At 74.3% G+C, this 13,811-nt stretch carries 13 protein-coding genes; 5 read left to right on the top strand and 8 right to left on the bottom strand.

What is annotated here, in order from left to right; all coding sequences use genetic code 11:
• From ACWCXC_RS18170 to ACWCXC_RS18145, 6 genes are all read right to left on the bottom strand, one after another.
• The coding region (locus ACWCXC_RS18170) for a carboxyl transferase domain-containing protein (RefSeq protein ID WP_450889799.1) at positions 1-443 on the bottom strand (443 nt) is incomplete at its 3' end.
• Between the two features lie 153 nt (positions 444-596).
• Entirely contained in the window at positions 597-1,847 is a 1,251-nt protein-coding gene (locus ACWCXC_RS18165; RefSeq protein ID WP_450680367.1) for a carbohydrate ABC transporter substrate-binding protein, read from the bottom strand.
• Positions 1,844-2,905, bottom strand: coding sequence for a hypothetical protein (locus ACWCXC_RS18160; RefSeq protein ID WP_450680366.1), 1,062 nt, complete (start codon positions 2,903-2,905; stop codon positions 1,844-1,846). Before ACWCXC_RS18160 ends, ACWCXC_RS18165 begins: the two co-directional genes overlap by 4 nt.
• Positions 2,905-4,299, bottom strand: a complete 1,395-nt coding sequence (locus ACWCXC_RS18155) for a hypothetical protein (RefSeq protein ID WP_450889796.1) — start codon at positions 4,297-4,299, stop codon at positions 2,905-2,907. Before ACWCXC_RS18155 ends, ACWCXC_RS18160 begins: the two co-directional genes overlap by 1 nt.
• Before the next feature lie 68 nt (positions 4,300-4,367).
• The gene (locus ACWCXC_RS18150; protein ID WP_450889794.1) at positions 4,368-6,659 is read right to left on the bottom strand and encodes a tetratricopeptide repeat protein; all 2,292 of its coding nucleotides are present in this window, start codon (positions 6,657-6,659) and stop codon (positions 4,368-4,370) included.
• A complete protein-coding gene (locus ACWCXC_RS18145; RefSeq protein ID WP_450889792.1) occupies positions 6,656-8,176 on the bottom strand; it encodes a S1 family peptidase in 1,521 nt (506 codons plus the stop codon). Before ACWCXC_RS18145 ends, ACWCXC_RS18150 begins: the two co-directional genes overlap by 4 nt.
• Positions 8,177-8,523: 347 nt before the next feature.
• On the opposite strand from ACWCXC_RS18145, the gene ACWCXC_RS18140 reads away from it, so the two are divergent.
• Both ACWCXC_RS18140 and ACWCXC_RS18135 read left to right on the top strand, forming a co-directional pair.
• Positions 8,524-9,753, top strand: coding sequence for a glycoside hydrolase family 64 protein (locus ACWCXC_RS18140; RefSeq protein ID WP_450680362.1), 1,230 nt, complete (start codon positions 8,524-8,526; stop codon positions 9,751-9,753).
• Positions 9,754-9,908: 155 nt separating this feature from the next.
• Positions 9,909-10,643 carry an antibiotic biosynthesis monooxygenase gene (locus ACWCXC_RS18135; protein WP_450889790.1) on the top strand — a complete coding sequence of 245 codons (735 nt, stop codon included), beginning with the start codon at positions 9,909-9,911 and terminating at the stop codon, positions 10,641-10,643.
• Between the two features lie 148 nt (positions 10,644-10,791).
• Here the strand turns inward: ACWCXC_RS18135 and ACWCXC_RS18130 are convergent, their stop codons facing one another.
• Positions 10,792-11,313 carry a hypothetical protein gene (locus tag ACWCXC_RS18130; RefSeq protein WP_450680360.1) on the bottom strand — a complete coding sequence of 174 codons (522 nt, stop codon included), beginning with the start codon at positions 11,311-11,313 and terminating at the stop codon, positions 10,792-10,794.
• A gap of 250 nt (positions 11,314-11,563) precedes the next feature.
• On the opposite strand from ACWCXC_RS18130, the gene ACWCXC_RS18125 reads away from it, so the two are divergent.
• The 3 genes from ACWCXC_RS18125 to ACWCXC_RS18115 all read left to right on the top strand — a co-directional run bounded on the left by ACWCXC_RS18125 (position 11,564) and on the right by ACWCXC_RS18115 (position 13,051).
• Positions 11,564-12,175 (top strand): YceI family protein, encoded by a 612-nt coding sequence (locus tag ACWCXC_RS18125; RefSeq protein ID WP_450889788.1) that lies wholly within the window; start codon positions 11,564-11,566, stop codon positions 12,173-12,175.
• 106 nt (positions 12,176-12,281) lie between these two features.
• Positions 12,282-12,527 carry a helix-turn-helix transcriptional regulator gene (locus tag ACWCXC_RS18120; protein ID WP_383644409.1) on the top strand — a complete coding sequence of 82 codons (246 nt, stop codon included), beginning with the start codon at positions 12,282-12,284 and terminating at the stop codon, positions 12,525-12,527.
• Positions 12,524-13,051, top strand: coding sequence for a hypothetical protein (locus ACWCXC_RS18115; protein ID WP_450889786.1), 528 nt, complete (start codon positions 12,524-12,526; stop codon positions 13,049-13,051). Before ACWCXC_RS18120 ends, ACWCXC_RS18115 begins: the two co-directional genes overlap by 4 nt.
• A gap of 50 nt (positions 13,052-13,101) precedes the next feature.
• Here ACWCXC_RS18115 and ACWCXC_RS18110 read toward each other — a convergent pair whose 3' ends face one another.
• Positions 13,102-13,659 carry a DinB family protein gene (locus ACWCXC_RS18110; protein WP_450889784.1) on the bottom strand — a complete coding sequence of 186 codons (558 nt, stop codon included), beginning with the start codon at positions 13,657-13,659 and terminating at the stop codon, positions 13,102-13,104.
• Positions 13,660-13,811 lie beyond the last annotated feature (152 nt).

The following is a 13,811-nucleotide window of genomic DNA, read 5'->3' as shown; positions in this document are numbered from 1 at the left end:
TCCTGGATACGGGCACCCGCGCCGTCGTTCAGGGAGACCAGCGGCGCACCGGCCGAGATGGCCATGTCCATGATCTTGTGGATCTTCGTCGCGTGTGCCTCACCCAGCGCGCCGCCGAAGATCCGGAAGTCGTGGGCGTAGACGAACACCGTCCGCCCCTCGACCGTGCCCCAGCCGGTGACCACACCGTCCGTGTACGGCTTCTTCGCCTCCAGGCCGAAACCCGTCGCCCGGTGGCGGCGCAGCTGCTCGACCTCGTGGAACGAACCCTCGTCCAGCAGCAGCGCGATCCGCTCGCGCGCCGTGAGCTTGCCCTTGGCGTGCTGGGCCTCGGTCGCGCGGTCACTGGGTCCGCGCCGGGCCTGCTCGCGCAGTGCCAGCAGTTCGGCCACACGGCCTCGGGTGTCGCTCGGCTCGCCCTGGGTTTCGTCCACAACGGTCATGTACTGACCCTACGAACCCGACCAAGAAAACGCCGCCGTTGACTCTGCACAGTCTCCTGACCGGTTTCCTGGTGGAGCCTGACAGAACCCTTGACCCATGCAGGCGAAGTACCAGTCCGTACCCGTTCTCGTTTGTCGGGGTTCCACAAGGACTCACTGTGGTCTGCCGCACACCCCGGTCAGCCCGGGGGCGTCGCGGGGCTGGGCCTCCTGGACCCGTTGGACGTCCTTGAGCCAGGTGCGGACCGGTTCGGCCGGATGGGCCATGGTCAGCAGGACCGCCTCGTAGAACGCGTCCCGCACCACCGCCGGCATCACGTCCGAGGCGTCCAGGCAGAGCGGCACGCCCTGGTCGGTGAAGCGCCGGCTCACCTCGCGGTCGACCGGGCCCGTCTTGGGCGCCACGGCCGCGTTGGCCGAGAAGACCCCTCCGGTACGCCCCCACGCCTCCTGGCCGTCCTTGGCGGCGAGCCGTCTCAGCATCTCCCGGGCCTCGGCGCTCCGGCCGAAGAGGGCGGCGAAGTCGGCGGCCACCTCGTGGCCCTTCACCGTATACGGTCCGCCGGGAAGCAGAGCCGCGGAGTCCCGGAAGGCCGCCCGGTCGCGAAGACCGCCGTAGAAGGCGCGGGCGAAGGAGCCCTGGTGCTCCAGGTCGCAGCCGCCCGCGAAGAGCAGTCCGTGGCCGCCGTCCGGGCCCCGGTGGTCGGCGCGCAGCATGCCGTGCACGGTCGCGAGACCGGGATCGGGGTCCGCGGCGAGCATCCGGGCCCAGGCGGACCAGGCGTCCGCCACCGGGTCATCGGTCCACTTCAGGTCCCCGGTCGCCCAGCGCGCGTACAGCACCGGGCCCGCGCGCTGGAGGACCAGGTCCTCGATCCAGTCGCTGCCGGGCCAGCCGGACGCCCCGTCGTCCACCATGCCCATGCACCACGAGGTGAGCGGGGCGGGGCCGGCCGGCGGGGCGGAGCCCTTGCGGTACCAGACGACGGACTTCAGGTCGGCCTTGAGCGGCACCCAGAGGTCGCCCCGGACACCCGTGGCCCGGGGCCGCCACGGATTGCCGTACTCGGCGGGGTCGTACAGCCCCTTCAGCGACTGGAGCCGGTCGTCCACCGCGTACTCGACGAGGTCGCCGATGCCCGGCAGGATCGCGATGTCGGGCGGATCGCCGGCCTGGACCTCGGCCAGCAGCACCTCGCGGGTGGCGGCGGTGCCCTGGTAGGCGTACGGGATGCCGAATCCGTCGAGGACCTCCTTGAAGCGGCGTTCCTGCTCGCCGGCCCACGGTCCGAGGATCGTCACCTCCACCTCCGCGTCGCTGCCGCCGGGGGCGCCGAGCCCGCAGCCGGAGACGGCGGTGAACAGGACGAGGACCAGCAGGAGCAGCCGCGGTCGGCGGGTCATCCGGCCCTCCAGTAGTCGGCGGCGAGCCGGCGGCAGATGCCGGCGGCGGGCAGCAGCACGAGGAGCGCGGAACCGCCGAGCGCCCCGTAGTACGTCACGGACTGCCGGTCGCGGGCGGCCAGCCGGACGCGCAGGGTGTTGGAGCGGTCCGTGACGTACCGCTGGTCGCGGGCCAGGGCCGTGATGTCGCGGGCCAGCTCCTTCGCGTCGCGGGTGAGGGGGTCGGTCGCGCGGACCCGGTCCTTGGCCTTGCCGGCGCGCTGTTCGATCGCCGTCAGTCCGTGGCGGGCCTCGTCCAGGCGCTGCTGGGTCTGCACGGTGACCCACAGGGGGACGACGGCCAGGGCGACGGCCAGCAGGAACCCGGCCAGCAGGAACGGGTCGAGACTGCGGCCGCAGCGGGTGCGCAGCACCCACAGGGCGCTGAGGCAGATCAGGGCCAGGGCCAGCAGGGCCAGTTCGGCGACGGCCCATCCGGCGCTCTGGAGCGGGCCGAGCGAGCTGGTCAGGGCCACGTGCCGCATCTGGTGCTCCTGGAGGACGTCCAGGCGGGGCACGACCCCGGTGTCGGGCCGGGTGAGGATCGTCTGCGCCTCGGAGAACTTCAGCGCCTGCATCGCGTCGTCGTGGACGTAGGTGACGGCCGCGGGCGTGATGGAGCTGTTGTACGAGGTGAGCAGGCCGTTGTTGACCGTCTCCAGGACGCCCCGGCCGCGCTCCCCGTCGAGCTGGATGTCGGAGAGCCGGGAGAGGCCCTGGTCGGCGGCGGCCAGTTGGCTCTCGTAGCGCGCTCCGGCGCCGATCACCTCGTCGATGCCGAGGACGTGGGAACTCCTCGCCTCCGCCTGGGCGCGGAGCAGGGCCAGCTGGGTGGCGGCGACCCCCTGGACGGCGGGGGCGCCGCGGGTGCGCATCTCGCCCGCGGCGTTCTGCACCTCGCGGTAGGAGACGTAGAGGGCGGTCAGGGCGACGAGTCCGGTGACGAGGGCGAGGAGCAGATGCCGTTCGAGCAGTCGGCGGGTGCGCGAGAGGCCCTGGCGGCGGGTCGGCAGGCGCATCACAGCCTCCTTCCGCAGGCGATGCAGTAGCGGGCGCGGGGGCCGCCGGGGTGGCGGCAGTCCGGGCAGGGGCGGGCCTCGTCCCCGGCCGGAGGGGGCAGGTCCAGGCGGTGGCCCGTGGCGAGGTCCAGCCGGCCCCGGCGCACGGTCCCCCGGTCGACGGCCGGGGCGACCCGGACGACGCCGTGCGCGCCGTCGACGATCTCGGCGACCTTGCGCACCCCCTCCAGCACCCAGTCCGCCCCCATCTCGGTGGCGAGCCGGACGGCGAGCCCGAAGTGCTGTTCGGCCTCGCTCCGGCTGAGCGGGTCGAGGGCGGCGTAGCCGCGGTTGAGGGCGGTGCGCATCCGGGTGGCGGCGTTCATCGCCTGGAGCGTCTCGCCCCCGCCGCCGGGCCCGACGGCGACGCCGGGCGGCAGCCAGCGCACCGTCAGTCCGGCCGTGGTGTCCGCGATCCGCACACCGGCCAGTTGGAGGAGGACGCCGAGCGGGTCGGTGCTCGCGTCGGCGTGGACGGTCAGCAGGTAGTCGCGTACGCCGGGTTCCCAGCGGTGGGTGGGGAAGAGGGTGCGGCGGGGTTCGCCGGGCGGGTGGACGGGGGTGAGGGGCTGGGCGTGCGGGGCGGTCTCGGCCAGTTCCACCGCGCGGACGGCCGGGCGTGCGGTGACGACGAGCGGCAGTTCGGGGCTGCGGACCCGGCGCAGCCGCCGGACCGCCCCGGCGACGGCGGGGGCGAACCGGTCGGGGGTGTGCGCGGCGTCGCCGTGCAGCGTCTCCGTGACGGCGAGCAGGGGCGCGGGGTCCCAGTCGCCGCCGACGGCGAGCACATCGGCGGTGAACGCACCCGCGCAGCGGTCCAGTTCGGCGCGCAGGGCGTCGTGGCCGGCCGGGTCGTCGCCGGCGCCGTCGGTGATCAGCAGCAGATGGCGCAGGGGCAGCGGGCGTTCGGCGAAGAGGGCTCGGGCGGCGGCCAGCCAGGCCCGGTATCCGGGCGGCGGCCGGTCGCCGGGGGCCGCCGCGACGCTTCCCGCGCTGAAGGCGGCGCGCCGCTTCTCCCGTGTGTCGGCCAGCGCCCAGCGGTCGCCGAGCGGATAGCAGCGGGCCGGTTCCCCCTGGGCGCCGACGCCGCCCAGGACGGCGAACGACACCCCGTCGGGCAGCCCGCGCAGCGCGGCGGCGAGGGCGGCCGAGGCCGGTTCGCGGCGGGCGGCGGAGACGTCCAGCGCGAGGACGAGGGCCACGTCGAGCGCGGGCATCTCGTCGCGGGGGCCGGTGCCGGTGGCCTCGACCCGCACATGGGCCTCGATCCGGGCGGTGCGGTGCGGCTGCTGGTCGCGCCGCGCGTCGATCCAGACGCCGAAGTCGAGCCCGGTCGGCCGGGCGGTCGCGTCCATGGGGGCTGCCTCCAGCGGTGGCGGGACGGGGTCGGGGGGGCGGGGCCGTGCGCGAGGCGGGGGGCGGGTCACAGGCCGGTCTGGGGGCGGACCACGTGGGAGAGGTCGATGAACCGCTCGTACTCGGCCCGCCGTTGCCGCTGCCGGGCCAGCCGGCGGTAGCACCGCTCCAGTGCGGCGCGGACCGCCCGTTCGCCGGGCACGGGCGGGGGCGGCAGTCCGGCGCGCAGCGGGCCGCCCCGGGGGCGCGGCGGCTCCGCGGCGGCGCGGAGGGCGTCGAGCTTCCATTCATGGAGTTCGGTCCGCAGCAGCCAGGCCGGTTCCTCGCCGGTGATCACGGGGGCGGGGGCGCGCGGGGAGAGCGCGGCGAGGCAGGCGTCGATCTCGGCCGGCTCGGGCAGGGGCCGGTCCCCGGCGGCGAGCCGGGCGGCGCGGACGCGCAGGGCGGCGACGCGGGCGACGGTGTGGTCCCGCGACTCGTCCGGAACCAGGTCGAGGACGGCGATGGCGGCCGCCCGGTCGCCGCGCGCCAGCGCGGCCCTGGCGAGGCCGAGGGCGGCGCCGACGTGCGAGGGGTTGCGGGCGTGCACGGCCCGGAAGAGTTCGTACGCGGACGGGCCGGCCGCCTCGGGCAGAGAAGCGGCGAGCTGTTCGGAGCTGTAGGCGAGGGCGAGTTTGGCGGCGTACTCGCCGGGGAGCGCGCGGTGCACGGCGGCGAAGTGCTCGCGGGCCGCTTCGAGCATCGCGGTCCGGTCGTCCAGGACGTCGGCGCTGCGCAGGGCGACGAGTCCCCAGTGCCAGCGCAGCCGCCACTCCCGCACCGGGCCGGGGCCGGGGATCGCGGCGGCGGCCTGGACCTGCTCCCGGGCTGCGGTCAGGGCGTCGGAGCCGTCCTGGCCGAGGAGCAGCCGGGCGTTGTGGAGGCAGACCTCGACCGAGGGTTCGCCGTGTTCGGGCTGGGTGAGCGGCTGGCCGGGGTCGTAGCTGCTGACCCCGAAGCGGGCGGCCTGCGGGTCGTGCGGGTAGGGGCGGGGCACGGGGAGCCGGCGGGCGATCTCGGTCGGGGTGGGGAGCCCGGGGTCGAGGGCCGGGGCGCGGGGTGTGGCGCGCCGGCCGGGGAGCGGGCGGTCCAGCCAGTGCGCGTAGCCGGGGACCGAGCCGAGCCGGGCGCCGAGCAGTTCGGCGGAGGGCGTGAAGTGGGCGGAGGGCTCGGGCTGGTCGCGTTTGCCGCGCAGGGCGCGGATCTCGCGCAGGACGCCGCGCAGTTGGCCGGCCATCTCCTCGGCGGAGCCGAAGCGGCGTTCCGGGTCGCGGGCGGTGGCGCGTTCCACGACGAGCCGGAAGGAGCTGGTGCCGAGGCCGGGGACGTCGTCGCCGACGGCCCAGCCGGCCAGTTCGGCCAGGGTGACGCCGACGGTGTGCAGGTCGTGGGCGACGGTGAGGGGGGCACCGGCCTCGGTCTCGGGGGCGGCGAACAGCGGGGTGATGACGGGCGGCGGGTCGGTGGCGCCGGCCCTGCGGACGCCGCCGAGGTCGATGACCTTGATGCCGTCGCGGTGGTGGATGACGTTGGACGGCTTCATGTCGCCGTAGAGGAAGCCCATGCCGTGCAGATGGGCGAGGGCCTCCAGGATCTGGCAGCCGTAGGTGACGACGTGCTCGATGTCGAGGACGAAGGCGCCGGTGCGGGTGGCCTCGACGACGGCGGAGAGGGTGCGGTCCCCGACGTCCTCCATCACGATGTAGCCGCCGGAGACCGTGCCGTCGGGGTTGGGGCTGGAGACGAAGTCGCGGATCTGGACGATGCGTTCGTGCCGGATGGCGACGAGGTTGCGGCGTTCCTCACCGGCCTGGGCGGCACCGCGCTCGGCGTAGCGGTTGAGGAGGCCCTTGACGGCGACCAGGTCCTCCAGATGGGTGTCCTCGGCGAGGTAGACCCAGCCCTGGCCGCCGTGGGCGATGGGGCCCCGGATGCGGTACTGGCCCTGGAGCGGGGGGTCGTCCTTGGAGAGTTCGGGCCGGTACGAGTAGGGGGCGCCGCACTGCGGGCAGTACCCCTCGTCCGGCGGCGGGGCGGCGGTGTGCGGCGGGACGAACGCGGTGCCGCAGGACTCGGCCGAGCAGGTCATCACGATGCGTACGGGCCGGTCGGCGGCGGCCAGCCGTTCGGTGACGGTGCCCGGGTCCAGCGGCGGGAGTTCGAGGAGCCCGGCGGGGCCCTGGAGCGCGGGGGCGGCGGCGAGCGGGGGCAGCCCGGGGGCGGTCTCGCCCCGGCCGCAGGTGTCGCAGTGGCCGGTGGGTTCGACGCTGCCCTCGCAGGGGGCCCCGGTGAAACGGCGGTGCGGGCAGGGAATCCTCATCGGCGCCTCGCGTCGCGGCCGGTGCGGGGTCCGGTGCCGGGTCCGGTGCCGGCGGGCCCTCCGGGTCCTGCGGGCCGCCCGGTGTCGCCGGGCTCCCCGGGTCCGGCGCCGGTGCCGGTGTCGCCGGGCTCCCCGGGCCCAGCGGGACCTCCGGCGTCGGCGGGCCTTCCGGTGCCGGTGGGTCCTCCGGGGCCGGGCGGGTCGAGGTCGTCGCGTAACTCCCGTAACAGCTGTTTCAGGGCGTCCAGCCGGTCGTGCGGGCCGGGCAGCAGGCGCAGTTCGCGCAGCCGATGGCGTCGGGCGGCGGCGGTGACGGCCGGACGCGGGGGCAGGGAGGCGGTGTCGACCATGGAGTGCAGCCGGGTCCACTCCCGTTCGGCGCGCTCCGCCCGGCGCAGCAGTTCCTCGGCGCGCTCCTCCAGGGCGGGCACCAGCAGGAGGTCCGCCACCTCGTCCAGTCCGGCGCCGGACGCGCTGCGGAAGACGATCAGCAGCCGGAAGCCGAGGGCGCGCACCCGGACGAGCAGCGGGACCAGGGCGGCCGGGTCGGGCGCGCGGTCCAGGCCGACGACGGCGAGGACGGGGCCGGTGGCGGGCCGGCCGACCTCCGTGCGGTCGGGGGCGGGGCCGCCCTCCAGGAGCCAGTCGCGGTAGGCGTTGCGCTGGTGGCGGGGCGGGCGCAGTTGGGCCACCAGGGTCTCGACGAGGTCCTCGGGCCGGGTCCGGCCGCCGCGGAAGACCAGGTGGGCGCGGTGCAACTGGTGCTGGAGCGCGCGGTCGCGGCCGGTGCCCGGGGGCACGACGCCGAAGCGGACGGCAGGCTGCCCGCTGCCGGCGAACCACTGCCGCAGCCGCTCCTCCAGGCCCCGGTCCCAGCCGTCCGGGCCGCTCAGCTCCGCGACCAGCGGCACCAGCGCGGCGATGCGGTCGACGGGGATCATGTACGAGAACGCGAGGTCGTTGTCGGTCGGCAGGTCCAGCTCCAGATCGCCGCGCCAGCTGACGACGAGGCCGACGACCTCTTCGGTGCCGGGGCGCGGCCCCCGGGTCTGGACGGCGGCGCCGCTGAAACCGGGCCGGACCACTTCGGCGTTGCTCCCGGCGTCGAGCTGCACCAGGTCGCCGTGGAGGCCGCCGATCCGGCCCGCGAGCCACATGCCGTCGTCGAACGCCTGGGAGTAGCCGCCGATCCAGACCTCGCCGCCGCGTTCCAGGGTGCGGACGAGCCGGGCGGGGGACGCCTGCGGGCGTGGGCTGTCCAGGGCCAGCACGGCGATGTCCTCGCGGTCGGGCCCCTCGCGTCCGGGCAGCCAGCCGTCGGGGGCGACCCGCGCGCCGACCGGGGGGACGGCCGGGTTCTCGGCGAACTCCACCCACATCCGGGCGTCGGGCTCGCCGACGACATGGGCGCAGGTGAGCATCCGGTCCTGGGTGAGGAGCACACCGGCCCCGCACACCGGCCCGTCCGGTCCGCCGCGGCGCAGTCGCAGCCGCCAGTCCGCTCTCAACTCCCCCATAACTACCGAGAGTACGCGGGCACGGGGCGTGGTTCCCAGACTCCGGACACGGCTCACGCGACCGGGGCAGCCGCCCCCTCACCGCCATCCCACGCGACGGAGAACCGTCCGACGGTCGCCCGTGTGCGGGCTCCCGCGTTCGGCTCCTGATCACGAAGGGGCGAACGGAACCCGTCACGGCCGCCAAGTGCCGTCACCAACGATCGAGTTGTGAAGACTCCCGGCTTTTGAGAGCGCTCTCAGTCCTAAGTCTTGACGCCCGTGACGCCTCTCGCGACAGTGGTGCGCACCGCGGACGCCTCCCCGGACGACAGCCGTCCGCACCCCCCACACCTCGGAGTCGCCTCATGATCTCGCGCAGGATGTTCCTCTCCGGCGGCGTCGCCGCCACCGCCACCGCCCTGACGTACCCCGTCTGGGGCAGCGCCCTCAGCCCGAGCGCGTCGGCCTCCGCCGCCACCTGTGAACTGGCGCTGGTGAACCGCTCGTTGCCGGGCCGGGTCAACGCGTACGTCACCGGCCACGAGCAGGGCACCGACCGCTGGGTGCTGCTGCGCGCGGACGGCGGGGTCTACCGCCCCGACTCCCCCGCCGCGCCCCAGACCCCGCTGCCGGTCGACTGCGCGATCCCGCTGAACGCGGCGGGCGGGGCGCCGGTGGTCCTGACGCTCCCCCAGATGTACGGTGCCCGGGTCTACTTCGTCCGCGACGACACCCTGGACTTCTTCCTCAACCCGGGCCCCGCCCTGGTCGAACCGGCCTTCGCCACCGCCGCGGACCCCAACTACGGGCGCACCTGGTCGTTCTGCGAGTTCACGTTCAACCCGCAGCAGCTGTACGCGAACATCAGCTACGTGGACCTGGTGACGGCACTGCCGATCGGGCTGACCCTGGAGGGCGACGCCACCCACACGGTGGCCCCGCTGCCGGACGGCGCGGTGGGACGGATCGCGGACCGGCTCATCGCCCAGGCGGCGGCCGACGGCCATCCCTGGGACCGGCTGGTGACCCGGGGAGCGGACGGGAAGGTCCTGCGGGTCATCTCGCCGCAGAACCTGATGGCGCCCTTCTTCGACCGCCCGGACCAGATGCCGTTCCGCGATCTGTTCACGGCGCAGATCGACCAGGTCTGGGAGAAGTACCGCTCGACGGATCTGCGCATCGACCTCCAGGGCGGGCGCGGGGTGCGCACCGGCCGGGTGAGCGGCGACGTCCTGACGTTCGAGGGCGGGCACACCTTCACCAAGCCGGTCTCCAAGGACGTCTTCACCTGCAACCACGGGCCGTTCACCAACAACCCGGCGGACAACGACGACAAGAAGGCCCTGCTGGCCCGGCTGGCGGCCGGCTTCAACCGCTCGATCATGCTCAGCCACCCCGACCAGCCGAACGGCACCTCGGTGGCCGACTACTACCAGGGCGCGGTGACCAACCACTGGTCGCGGATCGTCCACGCGAACAGCCCGATCGGCTACGCCTTCCCGTACGACGACGTCCGCCCCGACGGCCAGCCGGACGTCTCGGGCGCGGCGAACGACGGCAATCCGAGGCGCTTCACGGTGGCCGTGGGGTCCTGAGCCCGCCCCGGCCCCCGGCCGGGGGCCGCTGATCCCGCCGGCCCTCGGCCGGGGCTCGTGGATCACGCTCGCCCTCGGCCGGGGCCGCGGACCCCGCTTGACCTCAACCGCACTCGACGTTCCAGGCTGGGCGCACGACGACGGAGGAGGCTCGCATGACGGCGCTTCAGCTACCGGACCTGGCCCGGCCCGATGCCGGGACCACACTGATCAGCGAGTGGATCGTGGACACCCCGGACCGCCAGGACCGGGCGGCCCGCGCCCTGCTCGGGGAGTGGGAGGAGTTGTCGGCCGGCTTCCGCCCCGAGGCGTTCCTGCGGCTCAGCTGCTTCGCGAGCGCGGACGGGCGGGCGCTGCTCAGCATCGCGCAGTGGACCGACGACGGGGCCCACCTCGCCTTCGTCCACGCGCACCGGGCCGAGATGATCGGCCGCATCGACCGCGAGGTCCCGGGCATCCGGCGCCCCGGACTCGTCCGCTACCGGCCGGCGCACACCGTCGTCCCGGACGGCACGGGCGGCGACCCGGCCGGCGCGGTTGTCGTCGGGCGCTCCGGGAGCGAGCCGGGGCCGCCCGCCCCGCAGTGGGCCGAGGCCACCGCCGCCCGGCTGCGGACGGCGCCGCCTCCCGGCATGGGCACCGCGCACGTGCTCGTGAGCCGGGACGGGAAGCACGGCCTGTTCTACGCACCGCTGGCGCATGCGGAGGCCGTGGCCGGCGCACGGCCCTACCGGCTGCTCGGGGCCGTCGCGGGGCCGAGGGACGGCGCGAGGCCGGCAGGCGGCACGAGGCAGGAAAGCGGCACGGGACCGGCGGACGGCACGGGCCCGGCGGACGGTACAGGCCCTGCGGACGGCACGGGCCCTGCGGACGGGGGTCCGCTCCCGTAACGGCACGCCCTTGCGGAGGAACGCCCGCACGCCCTCACGGAGGGAATGCCCGGCCGAGGGAAACCCCGGCCGGGCATTCCGCCGTATCCGCCGGTCCGACCCCGCGCCCCCGCCCGTCAGGCGGGGGCGCGGGCGCGTCCGGAGAGGGTCAGCAGCCGCCGCAGTTGTAGTAGGTCACGTCCCAGTGGTTGCCCTCGTCCGCGTAGATGTTGCCGGAGCCGGACTTGTACTGGGGCGCGCCGTCGCCGCGCAGGCCGATGTAGCTGAAGACGCCGTGCACGTAGTTCGTGAGGCAGGTGGTCTTGCCGAAGTCGAGCTTGTAGCCGTTCCAGTGCGAGTAGGTGCCGCTGGCGTGGCCTGTCTCGGTGCCGCCGGTGATGTTGAGGGCGCAGCCGGTGGCGCTCTTGAGGGTCTGGGCGCCCTGGGCGGTCGCCAGGTTGAGCTGGTCGAAGGAGGTGCAGGTGGAGACGTTGCGGTCGGAACAGCCTCCGGAGGACGACCAGGTGATGCCGGAGGAGCTGAAGCGGGCGGTCGCCTGGCTGTGCGTGAGCTTGGTGACGGCGTAGGCGTCCGTCGTGCCGGTGACGACGCCGATGCCCGGGGCGAAGAGCGCGCCGAGGACGAGGGCGAGGGCGGTCAGGACGGGGCGCAGCGTCATACGGGACACCATGGGGGGTTCCTCCTCCTGTGCATGACAAGGTTGGCCGCTCGATACTGCCCGAGTTCTACGCGCGTCCGCCAGAGGGCGGGCGGTGACGGTCACGTGAACACGGGCCCGCCGCACGGCCCGGCCGCGCCTTGTCCCGTAACAACCGGAACCCCGGATGTTGAACTTTGAACAAGATGGGTCTACAGTGAATCTCGTTGAAGCTTAAACAACTACGACGAGCCCCGCTCGATCGCGTCCCCGAGGAGGAGCCATGGCTCTGTTCAACCGCAAGAACACCACCGCCGCCGCCGCGACCACCCCCGTCGCCGTCGACCCCGCCCTGGCCGCCCTCACCGGCGACTACACGATCGACCCCGCGCACAGCAGCATCGGCTTCACGGTGCGCCACGCGATGGTCACCAACGTGCGCGGCACCTTCGGTGAGCACGAGGGCAGCCTGAAGCTGGACGGCAGCAACCCGGCCGCCTCCACCGCCTCGATCGACGTCAAGATCGCCAGCGTGGACACGGGCATCGCCGACCGCGACGGCCACCTGGTGAGCGGTGACTTCTTCGACGCCGAGAAGTTCCCCCTGATGACCTTCCGCTCGACCTCCGCCGAGCAGCTCGGCGGCGACCTGTACCGCGTCACGGGCGACCTGACCATCAAGGACGTCACCCGCCCGCTCTCCATCGACCTGGAGTTCAACGGCTCCGCGACCGACGTCTACGGCAACGAGCGCGTGGGCTTCGAGGGCACCGCCGAAATCCTGCGCTCCGACTGGGGCCTGACCTGGAACGCGGCCCTGGAGACCGGCGGTGTGATGGTCAGCGACAAGGTGAAGCTGACCTTCGACATCTCCGCGATCAAGGCAGCCGCCTGATCCTCCCAGGGACCGAGCGCCCGCCGTCCACCCCCACGGGGGCGGGCGGCGGGCGCTCGGCGTTGTCCTCTTGTGAGCCTGCGTCACGATGTAGTACTTCTTATACATGAGCGAGCAGGTGCACAACAGGCTGGCGGTCGTCCGCGCGGAACGCACGGTGTCGCGGCAGGCCCTGGCCGAGGCGGTCGGCGTCCACTACCAGACCATCGGCTACATCGAGCGCGGGCAGTACAACCCGAGCCTCGATCTGGCCCTGCGCATCGCCGAGTTCTTCGGCCTGCCGGTGGAGGCGCTGTTCTCGTTGCGACCGTTCCGCCCGCTCACGGACGAGGTGTACGGGAGGAAGCGATGACGACCACGGCCAGGACCGCGCCCACGCGCTACGACCGGCGGATGTTCGCCCTGATGAACGACGGCCGGGCGAGCGCCCTGTACGCGACGGCCGGGCGCCGCCGCACGGCGGTCGCCGCCCATGCCGCCCTGACGGCCGGGGGCCTGGCCGCCGGCATCGTCTCGTACACGGGCGAGCGCGCGTGGCCGTCGTTCGTGCTGCTCGCCCTGGTGCTGCCCTGGTGCGTGGCCACCGGCGTCCTGAACGGCGCCACGCGCGGCCTGCTCGAACTGCGCACGCCCGTGCTCGACGAGCGCCAGGTCCGCGAGCGCGACCGGGTCCGGGCCCGCGCGCACCGGCTGACGACCCTGCTGCTGGCCCTCGCTCTCGGGGTCGTGGCCGGCACCTCCTGGACCGGCCGCGTGGAGGCCACCGCCCTGCTCGTCCCCGTGCTCGCCACGGTGTTCGTCGCCCACTGGCTGATGCCGCTGTGGGTGGCGGGCCTGGCGGTACGGGACGAGCCGGAGCCGGACGTGGTGGGCTGAGGGCGGTACGGGGCGCGGCGCCACCGGGCCGCGCCCGCCCCGCCGCCGGGTCAGCCCATGCTCTTCGCGCCGTCCAGGGATTCGCGGATGATGTCGGCGTGTCCGGCGTGCTGGGCGGTCTCGGTGGCGATGTGCATGATCACCTGGCGGACCGACCACTCCTTGCCGGGCTCGTTCCAGGGGGCCTTCGGCAGGGCGTGGCGCAGGTCGAGGTCGGGCACGGTGGCGACCAGCTCGTCGGTCCGGCGGGCAGCCTCCTCGTACGCGTCGAGCACCCCGGCCAGCGTCTCGCCGGGCAGCATCCTGAACTCGTCGGCCCGCCGCGCGAAGTCCTCCTCGGTCATCCGCGTGAAGTCCGGCATCGCGGAGGCCCCTTCCACGACGAACCCGGCCCAGCCGCGCTCCACCGAGGTGACGTGCTTGATCAGGCCGCCCAGGCAGAGCGCGCTCGCGGTGGTCCGCAGCCCGGCCTGCTCGTCGGTCAGGTCCCGGGTGGTGAAGCGGAGGAAGTGACGCTGCTTGGCCAGCGTCTCCAGCAGGTCGGCGCGCTCGCCGCTGACCGCCGTGGTCTCGTTCTCGGTGCGGTTGCTCGTCTGGCTCGCGGTCATCGTTCTGCCTTCCGTCGGTGCCTGTTCCCTCGAACAAGAACCACAGTAGGCCGCGTACAGGACAGATCATGTCCTATATGGAGGGGGGTGCGGGGGGGGGGGGGTGTTTCGGGGGGGGGGGGCCGGCCGAAGGGAGCGCAGGTGATCGAGGC

It is taken from the genome of Streptomyces sp. NPDC001515 (assembly GCF_053597115.1).
This window is presented reverse-complemented; position numbering and strand designations above follow the sequence as displayed.